The sequence below is a fragment of the Anaerobiospirillum sp. NML120449 genome (assembly GCF_023051105.1).
Lineage (GTDB): Bacteria > Pseudomonadota > Gammaproteobacteria > Enterobacterales > Succinivibrionaceae > Anaerobiospirillum.
Genome location: NZ_JALKIL010000014.1, coordinates 47,836 through 71,109 on the forward strand (window position 1 = coordinate 47,836; position 23,274 = coordinate 71,109).

10 protein-coding genes are annotated in these 23,274 nt (G+C 47.6%); 7 read left to right on the forward strand and 3 right to left on the reverse strand.

The annotated features are described in order from the left end of the window. Positions 1-1,624 precede the first annotated feature (1,624 nt). The 7 genes from MXE41_RS05970 (at position 1,625) to MXE41_RS06000 (ending at position 15,700) form a co-directional block, all read left to right on the forward strand. On the forward strand, positions 1,625-3,196 hold the full coding sequence (locus MXE41_RS05970; RefSeq protein ID WP_247099771.1) for a methyl-accepting chemotaxis protein: 1,572 nt from the start codon (positions 1,625-1,627) through the stop codon (positions 3,194-3,196). An 873-nt stretch (positions 3,197-4,069) separates the two neighbouring features. After that, complete coding sequence (locus tag MXE41_RS05975; RefSeq protein ID WP_247099773.1) at positions 4,070-5,020, forward strand: LysR family transcriptional regulator; 951 nt, start codon at positions 4,070-4,072, stop codon at positions 5,018-5,020. 1,626 nt (positions 5,021-6,646) lie between these two features. Next, a complete protein-coding gene (locus MXE41_RS05980) occupies positions 6,647-7,777 on the forward strand; it encodes a 5-methyltetrahydropteroyltriglutamate--homocysteine S-methyltransferase (RefSeq protein ID WP_246977725.1) in 1,131 nt (376 codons plus the stop codon). A 418-nt stretch (positions 7,778-8,195) separates the two neighbouring features. Beyond that, positions 8,196-8,768, forward strand: a complete 573-nt coding sequence (locus tag MXE41_RS05985) for a hypothetical protein (RefSeq protein WP_247099776.1) — start codon at positions 8,196-8,198, stop codon at positions 8,766-8,768. A 1,209-nt stretch (positions 8,769-9,977) separates the two neighbouring features. Beyond that, positions 9,978-11,258 carry a methyltransferase domain-containing protein gene (locus tag MXE41_RS05990; RefSeq protein WP_247099778.1) on the forward strand — a complete coding sequence of 427 codons (1,281 nt, stop codon included), beginning with the start codon at positions 9,978-9,980 and terminating at the stop codon, positions 11,256-11,258. A 1,096-nt stretch (positions 11,259-12,354) separates the two neighbouring features. Next, positions 12,355-13,758, forward strand: coding sequence for a methyltransferase domain-containing protein (locus MXE41_RS05995; protein ID WP_247099780.1), 1,404 nt, complete (start codon positions 12,355-12,357; stop codon positions 13,756-13,758). A 349-nt stretch (positions 13,759-14,107) separates the two neighbouring features. Then, positions 14,108-15,700 (forward strand): ATP-grasp domain-containing protein, encoded by a 1,593-nt coding sequence (locus tag MXE41_RS06000; RefSeq protein ID WP_247099782.1) that lies wholly within the window; start codon positions 14,108-14,110, stop codon positions 15,698-15,700. A gap of 201 nt (positions 15,701-15,901) precedes the next feature. On the opposite strand, the gene MXE41_RS06005 is transcribed toward MXE41_RS06000, so the two are convergent. The 3 genes from MXE41_RS06005 to MXE41_RS06015 all read right to left on the reverse strand — a co-directional run bounded on the left by MXE41_RS06005 (position 15,902) and on the right by MXE41_RS06015 (position 23,146). Further along, a complete protein-coding gene (locus MXE41_RS06005) occupies positions 15,902-17,779 on the reverse strand; it encodes a DUF4910 domain-containing protein (RefSeq protein WP_247099784.1) in 1,878 nt (625 codons plus the stop codon). Between the two features lie 948 nt (positions 17,780-18,727). Continuing rightward, positions 18,728-20,650 (reverse strand): DUF4910 domain-containing protein, encoded by a 1,923-nt coding sequence (locus MXE41_RS06010; protein ID WP_247099786.1) that lies wholly within the window; start codon positions 20,648-20,650, stop codon positions 18,728-18,730. Between the two features lie 609 nt (positions 20,651-21,259). Beyond that, entirely contained in the window at positions 21,260-23,146 is a 1,887-nt protein-coding gene (locus MXE41_RS06015; RefSeq protein WP_247099788.1) for a DUF4910 domain-containing protein, read from the reverse strand. Positions 23,147-23,274 lie beyond the last annotated feature (128 nt).

Below are 23,274 nucleotides of genomic sequence, written 5' to 3' on the forward strand. Positions count from 1 at the left end.
CACGGCAGCAACAGCTGATGATTTATGTCCATGCTTATGCAGCATGGTTATTGGTTATGAGGTGTCAGTTTGCCTCGTCGAATAAGGCAACCTTGACGGGAGAGTCAGCAGGAGTGGGAACTGTTGCGTCGGAAACTGTAATGGAGCTCACAAAATGTCATGTCTGATCGGGAACATTGATACAAAATCCCAACTGGATCTGGCCAGTGATTGAGCTATTGGCTATGATGCAGGCCAGTGATTCTCTGACATCTATTACCTGCTGACAGAGCCTGTCCGTACATAAAAGCTCAGGCTGAATGATTAGAATGCTGCAGATGCCAGTGTCTGTTATTATGGCTGTGCAGGTAAATGTCTACTGACGGAAGATAGCTGTGGTTCTGCTTTTCAGTGGTTGTGACTCCTGCGAACAGAATAAGCCCTGCAGATAATGAGAATCACATCAAGTACGCTCTGAGCACGCGCCTGTGCCGTTGCGACTGTCTCACATGTGGCATGCTTTAACTGATCTTTGCTGTGCAGGAGGTCTTGTCGGCTGTTTCATTGAGACCAGGCGATGGTACCACCTGTATAAAGGCAGTTCTGCGGCCACTAATAGTGAACAATGTCCCATGGTCGCACAGGGAGTGTACATACCAGTCAGGAGCACCTGATCACTGGTAACATCATTGTGTATTTGGTCAGCAATACATCGCTGCATATACCTGTACATATTCTGAGGAAAGCGACAGCTCCATCTTTTTATCAATCCTTAGTTCTGATCATTTCCGTCTTTTCCCCGAAAACATCAATGCGATCCCAGCGTTCGCAGTAACCTCTACGCCCTTTTTTCTGTCATTCAAACTCTACTTTTTTGGTTTGAGCAGAAAGGTGGACGTTTAGAGCACCGTGTGCGCAATGTGGACAGAGCAATGCTGTCTTTTTCTTGAACCCGGGTGTATGTTCTGGCACTTTTGCCGGTATTTGTCCAGGTTGGCTATAGGCAGAGTTGACGCAGTATGGGTAACCCGGGTTGAGAACATCCCTCCAGGCATTAATCAGTCTGAGTGATGATCAAATGGAGTGTGCATCTGCCTTGCAAGAATATGGAGGCACTAAAGCAATCGCAGGGACAGCCCTGGACAGACTGTGACCGGTTCTCTCAGGTCCTGTCCATACATTCAGGACCTGTTGTCCAGGGAAGCGATCGCCTGTGCTGGCATTGCCAGTCCTCTGGCTGGTACCGTCAGACATGTGGCTGTGCCTGCAGACGTATGGCGTGTACTGCCTGCCATGTGGTCAGTGCCTGCAGACATATGGCGCGTACTGCCTGCCATGTGGCCAGTGCCTGCAGTGATGTGGCGGGTACCGGTGGACATGTGGCAGGTACATGCAGCATGGCCATAACCTGAGGCGAGCTGACACCATAATTTTGGCTGCTTTGTAAATCTGGAGTTGTTAACGCGTGGAACCGTAAGGCTTTGACAGGGCTGACAGGTTCCGGGACAGATTTTCAGGCAGCAGGCGAGTTTTAAAGTTTGTAATGAGGCTGAGTATGTTTAGCTGTTTTTTCAACCTGAGCAGCAAAATCAAGCTGACAGTTTTGTCTGTTTCCTTAATATCAATGACAATACTGGTTGCGGTAATGTCATATTTTGCAACTCTGAACAGTGTCAGAGCTGCAACCGACCTTTCAGTTATTCTTAACCGTTCTGCCGTTCGCGTAACCAATCTGCAAAATCACCTGCGTGACCTTGACAACATTACTCTGAACTATCTGTCAGGAGCGAAGGGAGCGCCTGGTAGCTTTCAGGACTTCCAGAACAGGACCAATCAGATTATCGATGCCGTTACGGAAGCCTCAAAAGTGATGAATCCGCAGCGTATCGGCGATCTGCAGTCTGCACCTGAATATGTTGCCAGGATTCAGGAGCTTAAGGACAAGTCCCTGTCTTTGATCAAGGTATATGAGGACAACCTTAATGTCATCAGAAACGACCGTATTCGCGGACTTGGCAACTATCTGCATTCCCTGCGTCCAGTTATCATAGACATGTATGAAACCTGTACTGAATCTATTCGAATGCAGGATCTGCTGGTTATCCAGCTTGCCAGTGAAGGCTCTGATATGCGCATGGCCTACTACTCTCTTGCGGTGGCTGCCCTTTCAGTAATAATTGGTGCGGCTCTTTCCCTTGCCATTGTTTCTTATATTACCCGCTGTATTACCCGTCAGGGTCACTTCCTTGACAAGATGTGTGAGGGCGACTTCTCTTTCCGTATTGCCGAGTACTACAACGATGACTTTGGAACCATCATCGACAAGATCCGCATTGTTCGTGACAATATGAACAAGGCACTGCTTGAGGTTAAGGAAAACTCTCTGCTGACGGAAAAGACCCTCAATGAGGTTATTGCAATGTCCGGCAATATCGCCATTAAGGTAAACGACTGCGAAGACAAATCAGTTACTGTATCAGCTGCCTCACAGCAGATGCTCTCTACTACCAGGGATATTGCCAAGAACTGCGAGGATGTGTCCAGCCAGTCCTGTACAACCAAGGATATTATTTCTGAGGGTGTAGCCCGCATTCAGAAGACCATCGAAGCTATTCGTGACCAGAGCAATGAAATTCAGTCCAACTCCCAGGCTGTAGAAAAGGTAGCAAAGCGCTCTCTGGACATTAACTCTATTGTTAATACCATTGAGGAAATTGCAGCTCAGACCAATCTTCTGGCCCTTAATGCAGCGATTGAGGCTGCCCGTGCTGGTGAGGCTGGTCGTGGCTTTGCCGTGGTAGCTGACGAAGTTCGTGCGCTTGCCAGTCGCACCTCTGATTCAACCAAGGAAATTGCCGGCATGGTCGCAGACATTCAGCAAGATGCAGCTACAGCAGCTGAGTCCATCAACCAGTCAGTAGCCACCATGGAGGCTACAAGCCAGGACACTTCCCAGGTTGAGGGCACCATGCACGATATGATCAATCATGTTGAGCAGGTAAATCTTCAGATTGCTCAGATTGCAGCCGCAGCTGAAGAGCAGACTACCGCTACCAACGAAATCTCTCAACATATCCACGATATCTCCGATCTGGCCAAGGATGCCAACAAGGACACTCAGGACACTCAGGAAATTATCGACAAAACTGTGGAGGCTCTCCACAACCTGCGTGACTCTCTGTCTTACTTTAAGGTAACCACCAGTATGCCAGTATAGTTAACATACTCGCCAAAGACCGTCTCAGGGCCGCTCAGAATAATCTGAAAAGCACTGAGGCAGTCTTACTAACTCAAGGCCCCGCACTGCCCAACAACACAGTACGGGGCCTTTTTGCATCTGAAAATTCTGATCTTGCTTCCGGCTGCCAGAAAGGCACAGCTCTGGTCACAACCTGAGCCGGATGACGGCCCCTGGTACATACGGCTAACCCGCACAAAGGAGGCTAAAGGTCATTAATCAAGAAGATATCCAGCACCGACGTGCAGACTGGCCCCGGGAGCCATGCTTGTCACCGCGCCAGATGAGTACTCAATCAGCACGCCTCACTGGTACTTCAAGAGGATTTAAGTACTAATGAGGTGACCGCGTGACAGCATAAGTCCATCCCCATACCTTGCAGCACAAGGCCATCTTCGTGCTATGCAGCATAAGTCCATCCCCGTACCTTGCAGCACATGGCCATCTTCGTGCTATGCAGCACAAGTCCATCCCCGTGCCAATCAACACAAACGGCAATGCCGCACATGCGGCAGCTGTGAGGTCATTTTGCAGACAAAGCGCTTTATCAGGGCAGATAAAGGCGGAGCTGATGTGCATGCTATACTCATGCGCCTTATAACAAACAATAAAGCCACTGTTCGCCACCTGTGTCATCCAGTAACCATGTGAGTCCCTGCAAGTCACTCTCTACTCAAAAGACGAAGTTGCAGGCCATTGCTGCAGCGCAGCATCTGCAGGTCGGGCCGAATATGGTTCATGCGGGCTGACAGAGCTATAAAGTACGCCTGTGAGCTATTGTGAACAGTGGCTTATACTATGGACCAGGCAAGTGGATAATTTCAGGCTCGTGGCCTGCTCCGGGAGAGTTTTATGACCCTGACTCAGCTGCGCTATCTGATTGCGGTAGCACATCATTCATCTTTGCAGAAAGCGGCTGCCTCTCTGTATATTTCGCAGCCAAGTCTTTCCAAGGCCATTTCATCTCTTGAAGATGAGATGGGTATCATCATTTTCAGGCGCAAGTCTACTGGCGTGGACCTTACAGATGAAGGTTACCGTTTTCTGTCATATGCAAAGCAGGTCATTGAGCAGGCCGATGTGCTGCTGGCCCATTACAGCAGGGGACACAAAGTCAGACGGGTACTGTCAGTATCCTCCCATCACTATGCCTTTGTAGTTAATGCCTTTGTCCGTCTGGTCAATGAATACAACAAGGATGAGTATGAGTTTTCCCTGCGCGAGTCACGCACCTGTGACATTATCGAGGATGTCTTAACCGGCCGTTCGGAGCTGGGCATTATCTACCTGTCCAACTATAACCGTGAGGTAATCAAGAACATACTGCGCAGCAAGGATCTGGCTTTCAAAGGCCTTTTTATGGCCCGCCCTCATGTTTTTGTATGCCGCACCCATCCACTTGCAGAGCGCAGTTCAGTAACCCTTGGAGATCTGGTCGATTTTCCTCGCCTGACCTACGACCAGGGAACCAACAACAGCTTCTACTATTCTGAAGAGCTGCACTCTACCGAAATAGTGCCCAAGAATATTGTAGTTACCGATCGCGCTACTCTTTTTAACCTGCTCATAGGCCTGCAGGGCTATACCATTGCTTCAGGCATTCTCAGCAGCGATCTTAATGGCGATCAGATTGTCTCTGTCCCTCTTGAGTCTGACGAAAACATGGAGCTGATATCGGTATACCGCAAGAGTCAGAAGTTAAGCACACTTGCATCTCGATACCTCGAGCTTCTCAAGGACTATGTTCTTGAATTTATCCATCCCGATGCCATCATCATCGATGACCAGAAACGCAGTCAATAACAGCCTGCAGCACCATCTGCGCATAACGGGCACCTCGAAGCCGCTCTGCCGTTGATGTTACTGTGCATCACTGCACACATCTGCTGCACAATTAACTTTATATTGCAGAACCATCACCGCATAATTGGATGCCCGGAGCTGCTCGCTCTAATGTTACTTTGTATCAGTGCACGTATTTGCTTTTCACTTCACTTTATGTTTTAGTCAGCATTACCAGCAAGCCCTGTAATGCCGAGCCGGCATCTTATGTCAGGCATATTACTCTGAGCATTTCTGTTCACAGCTTCCTCATTATCTGTTGTTTCCCCGCCTCAGTTTTCCACTCCTGAATGCACTCTCTTATGACTGCGCTTACAGCTTTGACAGCGCTGTCAACGCCTGAACTGACGTACATTTTCTTTGAAGTTCACGCCTGACAAGCGATGCAAAATAACACTTTCTAAAGCAGTTTCAAACTCATTAGATGCGCACTTTGTGAGACCACCTTTCTGTAACCTGATTATAGCTGCACTTTATAATACTCTGTAAAAGACAATAGATTGATATATTGCCTTGACTGGGAGACAGCTCATGACTCGTCTCTACACTTTATAAAACAATAAATAGTGCAACAGGTATACGTTCGTAAGTTTTCGCTGATGCCGCTCTTGCCCTGCCGTGTCCTGTCTTAATGGCTCCGCCTGACATTGCACATGAATGGTGTTACGGCAGAGCTATGGACAATAAATTAGGCAGTTAACTGCTACAAGGGCGGACCCCAGGAGCAGAGGCACTAAGTTCTATCGGAAAGGGGCTATGGTTGAGCTGCCATATGTAAATAAAAAGTACTATTGAATTATTGACTGTTGGTTGTGATTCTTGCTGAAACGCTGATATTCATCGCATTTTCAGTGAATTATTATGTTGCCCGGCGCCATGGTTTGCACTGTTTTGGGGATTAATTCAGGGGTGCAAAAAGTACTTTCCGGAGGTATTTGCAGTACAGATTTGCCAGGGCTTAGTTGTGATTTTCCTGTAATTTATGGGCATTTAGAGAGGTATAACTTAAGGCTATAACGGGGCATGAATAATTAGTATTAGACTATGAGCCTGAGTCAACGTAATCTTAAAGCCACGCAGAGACAGCGAGCCACCTGAGGCTCACAAATCCCGCAGCAATCGGCAGTAACGACCGCTCACCCAGTCTGATTAACAACAGGCTGACCATGAACAGAGCCAGGGGTTACCCGATGACAACTGCCTCTGACACATAATCAAAGTCCGGAACCGCCGGCTGTTTACTGATTACAATGAGGGATATGCATTAAAGTTATGGTCTGACGAAAATGATTAAATTCGACCCGACACTCAGATAGCCGCTGAGCATGGGATAGCCTCTTATTTAACACGGCAGCGACCATATAAATGCACTTGCCCATACATCAGACAAACAGCAGGACAGGTAATAAAGCCGGACTGATACTGGACTTTTAAATTACAAAGCAGACAAGGCAGACTCACATTACATGCCACAGGCGCAGAAATATGGAGCCTCCTGGTACTGACTGAGCACAGTGCTCAGACTTTGCAGTGAACAGTACCCTCACTGTAATGCTTCCTGTAATAAGGTACTTCTGGAGAATTATCATGGCTTTCACCATCCCGCAAAATGCCCCTTTCCGCGCTGATATAGTCGGTTCTTTCCTCCGTCCTGACAAGCTTAAGAATGCACGTAACCTGCACCGTCAGGGCCTGCTTGATGATGCAGGTTTAAAGCAGGTTGAAGATGAGTGCATCACCGATCTTATCAGCAAGCAGATCAGACATGGTCTACGCGTTATTACCGACGGTGAGTTCCGTCGCAGCTGGTGGCATCTTGATTTTATGTGGGGACTTCAGGGTGTAGCCAAAGCCAGTCGTGAACGTGGTTATGGTTTCGTAGGCATTGATACCCGTGCTGAGACAGCTGTTATTACTGGCAAAATTACCGGTGAAAACCATCCTTTTGTAGAGCATTTCAAATTTGTAAAGCAGTTTGAAAGCAAAGGCTATGGCCTGGTAGCACGTCAGACTATCCCGGCACCAGCCCAGACTCTTGCTACCTTCCTCAATGTACGCAACAGCGAATTTGCCACCTCATGGCAGGAACATTACGAAAACGAAGATGCCTTAATTGAAGATCTGGGCGCCGCCTATCGTCAGGTAATCAAGGACCTCTACTTTGCCGGTTGTCGCTCCATTCAGTTTGATGACTGTACCTGGTCAGTTCTTTGTGACAAGGAACTGGTCGAAAAGAGTGGCATAGACGTTGATCGTCTGGCTGCCCTGTACCTTAAGGCCAACAATGCTGCCATTAAGGACAAGCCTGATGATCTGGCTATCTGCACCCACATCTGCCGTGGTAACTACCGTTCCCACTACTTCTCAAGCGGTGCATATGACCGAGTAGCCAATGTCGTCTTTGCCCACGAAAATGTTGATGCATTCTACCTTGAGTACGATGACGACCGCTCCGGTACCTTCGAGGCCCTCAAGTTCATCCCTCAAAACAGGAAAGTTGTGCTGGGCATTATCACTTCCAAGAAGCCTGAGCTTGAGAACATCAATGAGCTTGAAAGTCGTGTCCGTGAAGCAGCTAAGTACTTCCCTCTTGATAATCTTTGCGTATCTACTCAGTGCGGATTTGCCTCAACCGAGGAAGGCAATGAGCTTAGCGAAGCTGAACAGTGGGCCAAAATTGACCTTGTAATTGATCTTGCCCAGAAGGTCTGGGGCTAAAATCATCAGGAGCTGCCCACACTGTCACGACAAGAAAGCAGAGGTCGTATACCTCTGGAACAGGTACTCAGTCTGGGGCGATATCCATGCCCCGGACACAGCCATGGAAATGAGCCATTCTTATCCCTGGATATAAGCAGGCACCCATCCCCTGACATAGCCGTGGATATGAGTCGGCCCTATCCCCTGACATAGCCGTGGATATGAGTCGGCCCCATCCCCTGACATAGCTGTGGATATGAGTCGGCCCCATCCCCTGACATAGCTGTGGATATGAGTTGGCCCAATCCCTTGACATAGCCATGGATATGAGACCGTCTCAGCTATCGACACAGCCTGGCAGAGGCAGCTCCACTACCCTTCAAATACTGGACATTATCAATCAGGCCTGAACGTTCAGCCTGGCAAATCATGAAGCTTGCGCAGGCGTTATAGCAAGGGAACATCACTTGCTCCCAGCAGCGCACCAGCCTTAGGCACATGGCAACAGCTAACAGCCGGCAGCAATGACTCTGATAATCATTATAGCTGGCATAAGAAACATTTTTTAAACGGCTCTGGTGAGCAAACCTCTGTCAAGAGCCCTGCCCCTTATGGGCAAGATTTTTTGAGCACCTTGCATCTCATCTTTTTCAATACCAGAGATGACATGTTGTCTGTTCGTAACACGACATTAGCCATCAGCCATAAGTCCACGCAATCAGCATTGTCGGTTTTAACTCAGTGGCAGATGATGCAGCTGATCCCTCAATTGTTTTTCAGACTTTGCTACTGGTGCACAAGTACGGTTTTGGGCCCTGCCCAAATCAGGAATATGCACAGTATTCCTGACCAGCAGAGCCATGAAGGCGGTGCCAAATCCAGCAAATTCAGGCATCGCTTTCAGGCCCAGGCAGTGTTCCTGCCTGCACAGTGCGCATCTGGCGCACCCCTGTTTGTATCAGGCCGCATGGCGGCCGCCCATTTCACAATGCCTGACGTGCTGCAATGAGGGCCTTGAATTGCCACAGGATGCATTTTGCTCTGCAGTCTGGCTAATAGAATTTGACAGGTTATGGCTGCTCCTTATCCGGCACAGATAAGGACTCTCCCAATACAGTCGAGCCTGTCAAACCATACAGTGCCGCAGTTATCCATAGGGCTGTGGCTTACTATTTAAGATGGTAATCGTGTCTGATCAAACCCCGGCTACATGAAGGCCACATGAGAATGCATTCAGGTTTTAATATGCTGTCTGTATCGCTTTGTAGAGCGTATTCAGCACTCAAGACAATCATATGCCATAACTTATCTTTGCAACAGGAGGCTTAATTCAGGAGCTTGATATGAACCGGCCTGCACTTGACACCTTGCCTGCTTCACGGCAGTTTTGCGGCATTAGCTGCAAGTGTCATCTGACTGGAGTTTTATTCCGGTCAGCTCACAAAGGTAAATTCGTGTCAGCTTCAAAGGAGAGATGTTCACAGGTTCTGACAGTCATAAACATGCAGAGATACGCATAATTGGTACAAAGTTCACAGTAAACGTTACGTTGCCCGGTTCGTCCGGGCGTTCTGCGTTTTTAAGGTCCGGTATTGCTGACAGTTTGCACGGCTGTCAGCAGCCGGACCTTGCTGTTTGTGCTCACTGCAATCTGTCACTCCATCGTAGAACATAGATGTGATTCGCTGCAAAACAATGACTGATCGGCGGTCTTTCTCTCTTGTCTGATCACTTACGAACGCATGCAGAGGGTGGATCACACGTACAAATGGCTTATTTTGCCCGTTTGTGCTGCATGATATCTGTTTTGCGTACTTATCTGGCAGTCAAGTCAGCCATACTGATGCTTTATTAAGCAGCGTTTGAGCTAAAAAAGGGTAAAATTCCTCAGACACGATGTACTGCGCACCGTAAAATAGACCGCTTGTGATATGTCAGCCGTATTAATGTGCTGACTTTCATTTCCCTCATTACAGATGAGCAGTTCAGGATAAGCGCTGCAGCAGCGTTGAGTGCGACAGCTGCTGTACCGTAACAGCATCGTTGAGTGCGACAGCTGCTGCTGCTACAGTAACGGCAGCGGTGCATGTGACGGGAGCTGCCTTAATGGCAGCAGAAGTTTATGTAGCGGCTGATGCTGTAACACAGCGGCATGCTAAACACCTCTAATCCGGCCAGGCCGCAGCTTTTCTTATCAGAATATCTATCAGGAGTTATTATGAGCACCGCCTCAGACAGTTTTATTACCTATACCAGCCAGGAATGCTGTCCTGTCTGTCAGTCAAGGAATTACTCCATTGGCTCAGAGCATAAGGAAATCATCCAGGCTCTGCCAATGAAAGCTGAAGAGATATCACAGCAGGCGGTGCTGAGATTTACCCCTGTTCTGTGTGAAAATTGTGGCATTTCTTTCAATCTAAAGAGCATTGATGCCCAGAGCCGCGCCACTATCAACCGCAACTATCAGTTCATCAAGGCAACCTCCATGGGTGCTGCCAACTATCAGACTTACATGAATGAAGTCAAAAAGCACCTGAAGAGCAAGTCAGACAAAATTCTGGAAATCGGCGGCTATGACGGATATCTGCTGAGGGAACTGGCCAGCGACGGATATACTGACCTAACCCTTATTGATCCAAGCAGCAAGACCGATGATCTTGATGACAGCCTCAAGAGCATCAAGGTAGTCAACGGCTTCTTCCCAGAGCATGATCCTGTTTTTACAGCTCGTAATGGTGGTGGCAGCAGCGGTCTTTATGACGTGGTCTGCGCCAAGGATGTGCTTCAGATGATCCCGGATCCACTGGGCTTCATGAAGGCCATTAATGCTGTTATCAAAAAGGGCGGCATGCTGGTCCTGACTTCAGTTCCGCTGCATGTCATGCATGCTCTGCAGTGCAATCATCTTGGCATCAATGTCTACAGCTACTTTGCCCAGCACAGCGGCTTCCAGCTGCTTGAGCACTACAAGAAGCCAGAGAATGGCTATATTGTGTATGTATTGCGCAAGGAGACTGACCTTATTGATGAGCCTGAGCTCAGTGCCGATTTTGCAGCCCAACCTCAGCGCAGCCCTGAAGACTTTGCCGCTGAGCAGGAACGCAACCGTGAGCTTATTAAAAACAGCCACTCCTTCTCAGACAAGGCATCTGCATTCCTCAACGAGCGCATCAGCCATTACAGCCAGTCAGACAGTGAAATTGTCATTTACGGCACCGGTTTTTACACCTTCAACATCATTGATGCTGTAACCACCGATCTGTCCAGACTCAATTTAACTCTGGTCAACTCATCAGCTGAGCAGGATGGCTACCTATTTATGCTCCCTGACAGCTCTACCTGCCCTGTGCACTATGCCATGGAGTACCTCAAAGGCAGACATATCCCACTGCTCATTCTTGGTGTTCAGTCACCTCTGTTTAAAAACGAGATTGCCGATACTCTCCAGAAAATTGGCTGCACCTTTGACGAGCTGCTCTATCTGCCAGACCACGAGTAAACCTGCCTGATATTGTTACACGCTGCAACGTCCCTGCACTCATGAAGCAGCGCAGCTGTACACCACCATTTGACCGTCCGGCACAGCTGGACGGTCAACATACCATCAAAAGTCCTGCGTACCGGTTGTGCCGTATCTACGCAACCTTTCGGTCACAATACTGCCCCCCATGTCCAGCCCTGCCCTGCCCTGCCCTTCATTGCCTTTTTATTAATCGGTCTATGCTCTCCATTACTCGCTGCAGTCAAGGCGTGGGCTGAAACACACCCTGCATAAGCACTTCCTTAATCACGTTTCCCTGGTCATGATCTAATTGCATTATTAACAATTTATCTGAGCACAATATGCCTGGGTTCCAAGTAAGCCTGATGATGCATTGTAAAACTTTTTGTAATGTTTTTTATCTGCCTTTTCACATGCTGTTGACTTGATATTATTACACCCCATACTTCACATATAACTGCATTGCATTGAACTTACAGGGCATGCCAGGCATAGATTGCACTGGAAGCCATTAAGGCAGGGCTTTCATTGATGGATTTATCTTCGCATGTATTTATTTAGATCCATCAAATAATGCAGTTTTACTGTGGTCAATTTCACACGCATTTTAGCTTTGTTCAGTTTGTTTGCCCGTAACGGAAAGTTTGACACGGTCAACAGGTTTTACATAAGCAATTGTAGATGTATACGTTCATACGCCCTGTCTGATCTCGATAAATGTACGAAATAGCTGTATGTCAGACAATGGATTTACGTGCGTTAAAGTAAGGCAGTCTCTGCACTTATGAGTGTATAATGCTGAAGTTTGCTCACTCATGCGTTAATCTCATATTTATGCGTAGTAGCATGACACCAAATTTACATTGGGCTTAATACTGGGCGTTAAAACATAACGTATTGTTCAATGAGCTGCATTACAGGCTGCGTCAGGCCCAATGGTGTCAGCACTCCTGAACAGCACACCTGCTAATACACCAGTTTATATGTATAACTGCAGGCTGGCTCAGCCTGATGTCTGTTTTCTTATCAGTTTTGTAGTTGAGCTCTAAATTATGTTGTACCTGCGTACGCTCAGGGCTCCCGAGATGCCGTAATGTCTTCTTTCATCAAATACGAGGAACACTTATGCTGCCCGGTATGTGGCAGTACCCACTATGTCGAGGGTTGTGATCACAGAGATATGGTGAACTCTCATCCTTTCAGGCCTGAAGATGCCTGGAAAAATGAGGTCATAACCTTCAGACCTGCTCTTTGTGAAAACTGCGGCGTTGCATTCAATGTGCGCGGCATGAGCAATGAAACCAGATCAGGCATTACCGCGAACTTCAATTTTATTAAGCCTTCATCAACAGGTTCCTCTCAATTCCAGCACTATGTGGATACTGTTGCAGAAATGTGCAGCAGCAACCAGTGCAAGGTCCTTGATATTGGCGGGTACGATGGCTATTTACTGCGTGAGCTGAGCAGACGCGGGTTTAAGAATCTGACCCTGTTAGACCCGTCTACAGTAACTGATGGTATGGATGAGAGCATGCTTGCCATACGCGTAGTCACAGGTTATTTTCCTGATGCTGACCCGGTATGGCAGGCACGAATGAACAAGTGCGGGAAAGATACAGACGCCACCTCTGCCGATGCAGGAAATAAATCAGACGCTGCAGCAACCAGCACGTCCACTGCAGGAACCAGCCCAGCGGCTTCAGGAACTGTCCCATCAGCTGCAGGTGATGAGGGAACAGTTGAAGATCACAGGCTTTATGACGTTGTGGGCTGCAAAGATGTGCTGCAAATGGTGCCGGATCCTGTTTCATTTATGCGTGGACTTAACAATGTAATGGTCAAAGGCGGCCGCGCGCTCTTTATCTCTTCTCCGCTTCATGTAATGCATGCGGTTCAGAGTCTGCACCTTGGTTCTAATGCCTACCACTATATAGCCCGTATGGGTGGATTTACCATGGATCGCTGCTATATGGTAAAAGGTAATGGCTACATGGCCTATGAGCTGACCAAGGCTGTTGATCTCATTGATGATCCGGAAGCTGCTGAACGTTTTATGAGCACACCACAGCTCAGTGACGAGGAATTTGAAGCCGAACAGGCTCGTAACCGAGAGCTCATAAAGTACAACCTTCATATCTCTCAAGAGGCAACTCATCGATTCAGGTATGCAGTTGAGTATAACCATACCAGAGGCAGAGAAATTGTAATTTACGGTACTGGGTTTTACAGCTTCAGCATTTTGGACTCTCTGGGCGAAAATCTGAGCCGATATAAATTCACTATGGTTAATTCGACTCCAGAGATGGATGGCTTGCAGTTCCTGAGGCCGGACAACAAAGTTGAGCAGGTGCACTGGGCAGACTCCTGCCTCAAAGATCGCCATGTGCCATTACTGGTTTTGGCAATAGGATCACGCAAATTCTACAGTGAAATCATTGCCAACCTGGCCCGTATCAACTGTACCTTTGATGAAGCAATCTATCTCAGCCCGGTCTAATCACAAGCTCTCAGGCATCCTGTTATGATTGATAACATCAATTCAACACCGTCGCATGAATACCCCATATCATCCTTTATGTAACGGTCTGCTTTTAAACAGTATGCATGATTAGAGTGAAGTTGCATCTTTATCTCATGAATGCCTGGTCAAATAGATATATAAATGTATCAATATTAGGTTGCCGGTATTATTACAGATAATCTTGTTTACATCTGTGTATTTATACATTAGTCCGTAATTTCCGGTAACCTGTGACAGACAAGCTGATGTGCATAGTGCAGATTCTGCACCTGGCATTCACAACGCGAATCGACTTACCAACACCTAAATCTCAGAGATCTACGCTATGAGTTCTATGCAGGGAAAGAGTAACCAGCCCCCACGTATCCTCGTTTTAGGGGCAAACAAGGAAAGCACTCAGTATTATGAACTGCTGCTTGCCCAAAATGTGCATGTACTCGCCCTTGATTGTGATCCAGTGCTGCCGCAGGACTTTCTTGACCGCTGGAAAGACCGACTGACCTGTATTAAGCACGATTTCAGTGACCATGTGGGAGCAGCAAAGCTGGCTCGTGAGTATGGCGTCACCCACTCCATTGCATTTCCAGTAGGACGTGCACTTACAGCTCTCGGCAAAATCAATGATGAGCTGGGACTGCCGGGAGCCAGTTTCACTGCCATTGATACTCTGACCCACAAACTCAAGCTCCATAATTTTTTAGAAAGCTGCGGTATCGATAACTATCAGTGGATATATGTACCTGTTGAAAAGATCCATTCACTCTCATCATATGCCGATGAAATCCAAAGCTCTATTGGCTACCCTTGCATCATAAAGCCAGTAACCGGCTCGGGATCTGTCGGTGTTCGTATGATCAGATCTGCCCAGGACCTCAAGTCCTATAAGGCCCCTGAGCGCTTTTATGATGACGGACTGCTTATTGAGCAGCTGTTGAAGGGAGATGAGTTTTCCTGCTCACTGCTGGTCGACAATGATGGTAAATGTCATCTGCTGGGACTGTATTTTAAGGACATATCTACTGCCCCTTACAGGCAGGAAACAGCTTATTTTTCCGAGAACAGCACGGCCGTATCCCTGGCACGTGAGGCCATAATGCCGCTGATGCAGAAGCTGTCATCAGCCCTTGAGCTGCGCTCAACATTCCTCACCGCTGACGTCATTAACTCCTGGTCTGGAACACCTTACATTATTGACTGTTCAGCGCGACTGTCAGGGAATCAGGTAATATCGCTGCACTGTTTTAATGGCAACAATCCCATGCAGCTTTACCGAGAAAATGTAATTGAGGGTAAGAGCATATCGTGTAAGTTGCCTTCGCGCGCATGCGCTATTCGTTTCTTCGACTTTACCGAATGCGCTGTATGGCCAGAAAATGCGCCGGAATCCCCTATGGCAAAAGCCCGTACCAGCGATACGGCTGTCGCTTTCAATGCCAGTGAGCTGGCATGTATTCGAGCTCTCAATTCAGGCATGCATTACACAATTAATTCTGACAAATCTGTAAGTAATTCATCTGACTCAACACCTGAGACTGAACTCTCTTGCGTGAAGACCAGTGATGGTGTAGCTGACAACAGATATTCTGCCGGGAAAGCAGTCGGGAAAGCAACCGGCTGCGCCTCCGGCTGTGAACATGGGACTGTTCTCTCTACGTCACACTCATCATGCTGTGATATCCAGAGTGATTGCTGCGACGATGTTATAGCTGCAAGTATATTCAATGCCCAGGAACTCAGTCACATTGTTACTCTGGAAAACTACCTTCACAGAGGCGCTGAATACGGACCACTGAAAACCGGAAGCGATTTAAGCAGCGGATTTATCATGGTAGCCCATGACACAGTAACTCAGGCGGATATGCTCGCACTGCGCTATCTGAAATGGCTTAACTCTCATGCAGTAAGCCGCATAGCTTAATAATTTCAAAAGGCCCTCACCTGACATCAGATGAGGGCCTTTTGGTTTTATAAAGCATATTCGGGCGCCACGCCCCATTTTTCCCATATCATGCAAAGTATGAGTATGGAGCCTGCGCTTTCATCCTGCTTTGTATGATTGCTGAAAAACCTTTGAGCTCAAGTTTCAGCGGCATTTATTCAGTGCTCTAATGGCTTCTGATCAGGCCAGCACCTGCTTGCTGCGCAGCAGGTCAATGAGATCCAGCAGGTCAAAAGCGGACATGTTCATAATAGTAGTCAGCTGTTCCACTGTGTAATTACCGTCAGCAAGGCTGAGCAGATTCAGGATCTTCATCACTGGATATGATTCTGGGCGTGACATCTTGCCTGACTTTCCATGGCAGTTGAGGGTTGGATACAGACCTCTGGAACCAAGCTGTGGCTCACCGGCAATCAGTGCCTTTATCTTTTCATCACGACGCTCATAGAAACGGGTGAACTTAACCAGCTGTACTGCTGCATGTATTACGCTGTCCAGAGAGAAGAGATCCTGACTGTCAAACGATGAGTGATACTCACCATAACTGCAGTACACGGTGCGGAACGCACTGACTACAGGCAGATTAAACAGCGCTGAACCGTACTGCCGCTCATCAGAGCCGCTAAATGGCATAAAGACGCAATGTTTGAACTCACTGCCTGCTGAACAGTTGAGTCTGGCAATTAAACGATCTACTGTGCTGGAAAGCTTTACCCCTGGGCTTACACTGACACTGTCAGGGTTGATAGTCTTAGTTATGGAGAAAATCCTAATCTGACTGTTAACAGCCCAGTTCGTAAGGGCAACACGCTCTCTGTCCGAGAGACCTGTATTAACTGCGCCATTAAGGACATAATGTCCCTCGCGCTCCATATCGCTGAGCTTGCTTATGGCATTTTCAAGATCACAGCCTTCGACCATGTCCTGGGACTCAGTCGCCAGTGGTGCATGGGACATAGAGTGTGTCATGGATGGCTGTGCAGCAGCGCACAACGCCGTACCGTATGCTGCTGATGGGGCTGGTACTGGTACTTGTGCTGTTGCGCCATAGAGGGCCTGCTGCTCGACATGATGATTGAACTCATCAAGCAGACTCTGATGGGTCATCTTAAAGGTCAGAGGAACAGGCAGAAAGTTCTGCTCAGTGCAGTGATCAATCTGATAGAGCAGATTGTTATAGCAGGTCATGTCCTTTTCCAGGGCAATGTTCTGTGAAGTTTCACTGCTCAGGTGTTCGTTGAGCAATGACAGGTCCACAGGCCTGATGCTGTTGTACTTGCCTGCATAGTCGCTGGAGTAAAAGCTTCCAGTGCAGGTTACGGTCATACCATACTCAAGCTTTTCTTTAAGCTCGTCAGCATGTCGAGACAGATAGCACAGAGATCCTATGGTCTCAGGATTGATAATAAAACGGTATGTATAGCGGCGGGCACTGGCAGGCAGTGATGCAAGCATCAGGTACATCCAGATCAGACTAAGCGGTCCTGACAGCTCGTTATTGAGCATGGATGGATGACATAGATATGAGGAGATCAGCACTATACGATCGCTTTGGCCCGGCAGGTCACATACGCCAATTACAACGCTGCCTTCAGGATCTTTTGATGCTCTGATGTCCACTTCATAATGAGTGTCGTTGAGGCTGTCCTTCGCTTTGCTGCTCAGACAGAATCCCCAGCGGTCTTTGTAGTATGAGGTAACGTAAGGTATATGATCCGGATTGCGAGAGTCGGTATAAAGGTGACTTTCAAGCTCCTCACGACTTACGGTTCCCTGAAAACCAACAGAATAATTGAGTACATGCAGGGGATTATCATCGCTGTCCAGGATGATATTGCCCTTTGAATCCTTAAGCACGGCGCGCTCAAACTTCCACTCAGGCGGTACATTCCAGTCAAGCACCTTGCTGCCAGACGGGTAGTGCTCTACTTCAAAAGGAATATAGCGGCTGATAATTTCCAGAGATTTTTTGAAGCCATCGCCTGTAATGGAGCGTGGAATCATCAGGAGCTCGTTGTAGAGAGCCTGAAAATCTACAGTTTGTGGAAGGGACTTCATAAGAATAACCTGAGGAAGACATGCACCAGTCTGTAACTGTTGCTGAGGACATGAAAAGACGATTTCACTCTCTAAAACAATTTATACTAATACATAAATTTCAGAGTTTGAAAACGTATACAATCGCTGTTGAATATCAATGCTCTTATGTTTGCAAATCTATGCTAACCAGTATGGCGTACACAGCCACTGACATAATCATAGTAGCAAAGCATGTGCCTTAATCATAAAAAGACATATCTATATCATTAGTAAATGCCCGATTGTATCGGCATGGCGTGGCTATAAGCTCCTGAGGATACTTCATTTACTATTTCTTCAGGCCCTACTCAGAAACGCAAAAGCTCCCCTGGAATTGGTTTTAGTCCATGCCACTCAAGTCAGAATGTGACGAATAAGCATGATATGCAGCAGAAAAATGACATGGCAATCCCTGACAGCATTGAATCCCTTAAATGCTGTGTCCCATTTCTGACGCTTTTGCCACCTGTTCAGTCTGGACCAGCAACGCCACGCAGTAACGCATGCAGTACCCCCCCAGCAACCCCGGTAACCAGCAGGGCAGCCTGCACATGCACTGTCATGCCGCTCCAGTAAACAGGCAGATGCGCTATGAAGGTCCCGGCCAGACAAAGCTGTCCCACGTATCATGGAACAAGACTGTCGCGCCAAGCAGCAATAATATTCAGGGCATCAAAGCGACAGCATTAGCTGCTTATATGGTGCTCCGCAATGCCCTTGCTGGTCTACGCGCATTTTCCGCGCGTTCATGTTCTGAAATGCTGGTCTACAGTAATGAGCGCAACAGGGCAGAATTTGGCAACATGATGTGCAGTGTATGTCAGCATTTTATAGCTACATACATACATACATACTAAAACATAAAAGAAAGGGCCTGTATCATAATAGAGACAGGCCCCCTGTTTTTAATCGTTCTGGCCCTGGATATCAGGCCAGCAGCTCCTTACAGCGCAGCAGTTCAATCAAGTCGAGCATTTCAAAGGCTGGAATGTCCAATATGCCACTGAGCTCCTCAACCGTGTACTGACCATCTGCCAGATTAAGCAGAGTAATGATATTGAGCACGGACCATACACTGCTTCCATGTAATGGGCCATCATTGGCACGGCAGCTTAGAGATGGATAAAGGTCTCTGGGCCCCAGCTGTGGTTCTCCTGGTATCAGAGCCTTTGGTTTTTCTTCACGTCTTTCATAAAAGCGCGAAAACATGACCAGTTGTATTGCCGACCAGATGATACTGTCAAGGGAGAATAGCTCCTGACTGTCCCGGGATGAATGATACTCACCATAGCTTCCATAGGCTGTAAGGAAAGCACTTGCCACTGGAAGGTTTATTAAAGCAGAGCAGTACTGGCGCTCATCAGAGCCGCTGTATGGCATAAACACGCAACTTTTGATATTGCTCTGCGAGGACTTTTCAAGCACGGCTATGACATGGTCCACTGTACAGGAGTGCTTAACTGCAGGATTGCAACTGGCATCATCAGAAGTGACGATTTTATTAACTGATGGAATTTTCAAATGATCTGATATGAACCAGTTCATCAAAGCCATACGATGGTCGTCGCTCAGTCCACTGTGAAGGCCGCCATTGAGCATGTAATGCCCTGACTTTTCCTCATCTGTGATACAGGTCATGGCGCTTTTGAGTATCTCTTTATCTTTCCATGCTGGAGCTGGCGATACAAAGCGTCTGGCAGCATCATCAGCGCAGCAGTCGATATCACTCTGAGCTCTTGATCCTGCACCCACTGCACAAGCCTCTGCCATTACGGATGACCTGACATATTTAATTTCGTCAGTCAGACTTTGTCTGGTCATTTTAAATGTCATAGGAAATGGCAGAAAATTGCGCTCACTGCACTCTTTAAACTGAGCAATAAGCTTATTAAAACAGCTGTGGGTATCCGTGCAGCTGTGGCTGGAGCAACCGCCAGCAGCTCTTTGGCTGCCGTTGAGACTGCCATTACAGCTGTTGAGATCCGGCTCAGCCTTGAGTTTTATTGACTCTGAAGCAAGATGCTCCTTGAGCAAGGTCAGATCAACCGGCTTGATGCGGCTGAAATTGCCAGCGTAATCATTTGAATAAAAGCTGGCAGTGCATGTTACGTTAATGCCGTACTCGAGTTTTTCCTTGAGGTCATCGCCATGGCGTGACAGGTAGCATATGGCGCCTATGGTTTCCGGATTTATTACAAAACGGTATGTATAGCGTCTTGACTCTCGTGGCAGTGATGAAAGCAGCAGCCACATTAAAACCAGAGTCAGGGGGCCGGACAGCTCGTTATTGAGCATATTCGGATGGCACAGATATGAAGAGAACTGCACTATGCGGTCAGACATACCGGGAAGATCGCAGACACCAACCAAAATCTCGCCATCATTGTCCTTTTCAGCCCTGATATCTACCTCATAATGGGTATCAGTCAGCTGCTCTTTCATTTTGCTGGACATGCAGAAGCCCCAGCGATCCCTGTAATATGAAGTGACATACGGAATCTGATCCGGGTGACGGCTGTCAGTAAACAGGTGGTCCTCCAGCTCTGCACGGGTCACTGTGCCCTGAAAGGATGTGGAGTAATTGAGTACATACAGGGGATTGACATCACTGTCCAGAATGATATTACCGCCAGTGTCCTTAAGCAGAGCACGCTCAAGTTTCCACTCGGGAGGCACAGTCCAGTCCAGAACCTTGCTGCCAGATGGATAACGCTCCAGCTCAAAAGGGATATAGCGTCGTAAAATCTTCAGTGACTTGAGATAGCCCGGGCCTGAAATTGAGCGTGGAATCATGAGTAGCTCATCATACAGGTCCTGGAAATCTAATGAATCTGGAAGTAAATGCTTCATCTGATGGCCGCCTGGTTGTTAAGGACATACTGGGCTGATTACTGGCCAGCAGGTCATGTGTGATTATCGATTTTAATTGTTTGATTATGAGCAATGGTGTGTATCTTATGGCTTGAACATACTTTCACTATGCTGTTTTAAGGCTGTGCCATGATGCAAGACTATGGCGTACTGACGGATGCTAATAACAGCCTAACGCTCATAGCAGCTGTTTATCACTGCCGCCACGGTGCCGTTCAATGTTTACTGGTATACATGAGTGCCGGCACATTATCTGAATGAGCTGCATAATTTCAGTGCTGAAAAATGCAGAATTCCTGACTGGCAGCTGATCATTTGACAGCTGTCAAGAACGGTAATGGGGCGCAGGAAATGGGCCTCATCGTGGCAGCTGTCCAGGATGGGGATGTGGCTCAGAAAATACGCCTCATCGTGGCAGCTGCCCAGAATAGGGATGGGGCGCTGGAAATGGGCCTCATCGTGGCAGCTGCCCAGGATGAGGGTGTGTCCCTGGAAATGCGATTCGACGTGGCGGATGGCAAAACGTTTTGTAAAGCATTATGGCCGTGTGTGTGTATGACCATTATGCTATCGGGTATGATCTGCTGTTCAGAGCTTTGCAAGGACCTTTTTGCTGCACAGATGGTCTATGAGATCGAGGAGGTCAAAGGCATGGATTTGAATGATTCTGGCAAGCTGCTCTACAGTGAACGAGCCATCAGCCAGGTTAAGTACGTGCACGATATTGGCCACTGAATATATGCTGCTTTTCCTGATGGAGGTATAGCTGCCGTAACAGTTAATGGTAGGGTAGAGGCCACGGCTGCCCAGCTGCGGCTCGCCTTCGATGACAGCTACTACCTTTTCATTGCGGCGCTCATAAAATCTGGTGAATTTAACCAGCTGAATGGCACTGTCCATCAGACTGTCGAGCGAGAACAGGCTCTGATTGTCATGTGATGAGTGATACTCTCCATAACAGCTGTAGAGGCAGCGGAAAGCGTTAACGACAGGAAGTTGCAGCAGTGCTGATCCATACTGACGCTCGTCTGCACCGCCATATGGCTGGAAAATATAGCCTGCTATATCGTCACCACTGGTCTGCTCAAGCAGGGAAATGATACGATCCACAGGTGTAGTAAGCACACAGTTATGGTCTTTATGCTTCCTCAGTGCACAGTCTGTTCTGAGTACGCTTAAGCTGTTCATGCTGTGGTAAACAGCCCAGCGCATCAGCGTGATCCTGTGCTCATTGCTCAGGCCGTCATACACCGCGCCACGCTTAATGTATTTATCTTTCAGCTCATTTTCTGAGAGCATGCTTAAGGCATAGGAAAGGTCACTTTCCGTGTTTAAATTAGTACAAGGATCTTCGCTTATGTCTGTGCAGTCAGACTTATGAGAGACAGTTCCTTTTTCATTTTGTGAAGCAAGCATGTGATGAATCTCATCAACCATGCTTTGACGGGTCATTTTGAAGGTCAGCGGCGCCTTAAGGAAGTTCTGTTCATAGCATGATTCCATCTCGGTAAGCAGGTGATGGAAGCAGCTCAGGGCATCAGAGTCATTTGGACAGCTGTCCTGTACAGGGGATATCTGCCTTGCCCCTGAGATAACAGTGGCCGCAGAACTTAAGGCTGAACCAGAGGATGATGTGTTGCTGGAATCAAGATGCTCCTTGAGCAGTGAAAGATCAACAGGCCTGATACGGCCATAATTATTTACATACTCATTGGCATAAAAGCTTCCAGTACAGTTCACAGTCATACCATATTCGAGCTTTTCCCTGAGCTCATCAGCATGACGTGACAGATAGCATATGGAGCCGATAGTCTCCGGGTTAATGATAAAACGGTAGGTATAAAGACGGGACTCCTCAGGAAGTGAGGCCAGAAGCAGATACATCCACAGCAGGGTTAATGGGCCTGAAAGCTCATTGTTAAACATATTAGGATGGCACATATAGGATGTTATCTGAACAATACGGTCGGTTCGACCAGGCAGATCACATATGCCAATAACCACGTTTCCCTGCTGGTTTAAGGAAGCTTTGATATCTACCTCGTAAGATGGATCAGTGAGCTTTGCTTTCATGTTCTCAGAAAGACAAAAGCCCCAGCGTTCCTTGTAATATGAGGTCACATAAGGAATCTGGTCTGGATCGCGGCTGTCAGTATACAGATGCTCCTCAAGTTCCTCACGGGAAACTGTGCCCTGAAAACCTGTGGAGTAGTTGAGAACATGAAGGGGATTTACCTCTGTGTCAAGAATGACATTGCCCTTGAGGTCTTTAAGCTGGGCACGCTCAAGATGCCACTCAGGAGGCACAGTCCAGTCAAGTGCTTTGCTGCCGCTTGGGTAATACTCAAGCTCAAAAGGAATGTAGCGTGACAGGATTTCCAGTGATTTGAGGTAACCTTCGCCAGTGATAGAGCGGGGAATCATCAGCAGCTCATCGTAAAGAGCCTGGAAATCTAAGGTATCTGGAATGGACATAATAACGCCTGTGTTTCAGGAAAGAGCGTATTTAACATCAGACCAGGGACGGCGGCCTATACGCTATGCTTATAACAGCCTTGCACATGTTGCTGTTATTATAAATTCATTGACTGTGTTAAATCTGT

Excerpts from the sequence above, each read along its gene's own strand:
- MXE41_RS05970 (WP_247099771.1), top strand. The coding sequence starts at position 1,625 with ATGTCATATTTTGCAACTCTGAACAGTGTCAGAGCTGCAACCGACCTT.
- MXE41_RS05975 (WP_247099773.1), top strand. The coding sequence starts at position 4,070 with ATGACCCTGACTCAGCTGCGCTATCTGATTGCGGTAGCACATCATTCA.
- MXE41_RS05980 (WP_246977725.1), top strand. The coding sequence starts at position 6,647 with ATGGCTTTCACCATCCCGCAAAATGCCCCTTTCCGCGCTGATATAGTC.
- MXE41_RS05990 (WP_247099778.1), top strand. The coding sequence starts at position 9,978 with ATGAGCACCGCCTCAGACAGTTTTATTACCTATACCAGCCAGGAATGC.
- MXE41_RS05995 (WP_247099780.1), top strand. The coding sequence starts at position 12,355 with ATGTCTTCTTTCATCAAATACGAGGAACACTTATGCTGCCCGGTATGT.
- MXE41_RS06000 (WP_247099782.1), top strand. The coding sequence starts at position 14,108 with ATGAGTTCTATGCAGGGAAAGAGTAACCAGCCCCCACGTATCCTCGTT.
- MXE41_RS06005 (WP_247099784.1), bottom strand. The coding sequence starts at position 17,779 with ATGAAGTCCCTTCCACAAACTGTAGATTTTCAGGCTCTCTACAACGAG.
- MXE41_RS06010 (WP_247099786.1), bottom strand. The coding sequence starts at position 20,650 with ATGAAGCATTTACTTCCAGATTCATTAGATTTCCAGGACCTGTATGAT.
- MXE41_RS06015 (WP_247099788.1), bottom strand. The coding sequence starts at position 23,146 with ATGTCCATTCCAGATACCTTAGATTTCCAGGCTCTTTACGATGAGCTG.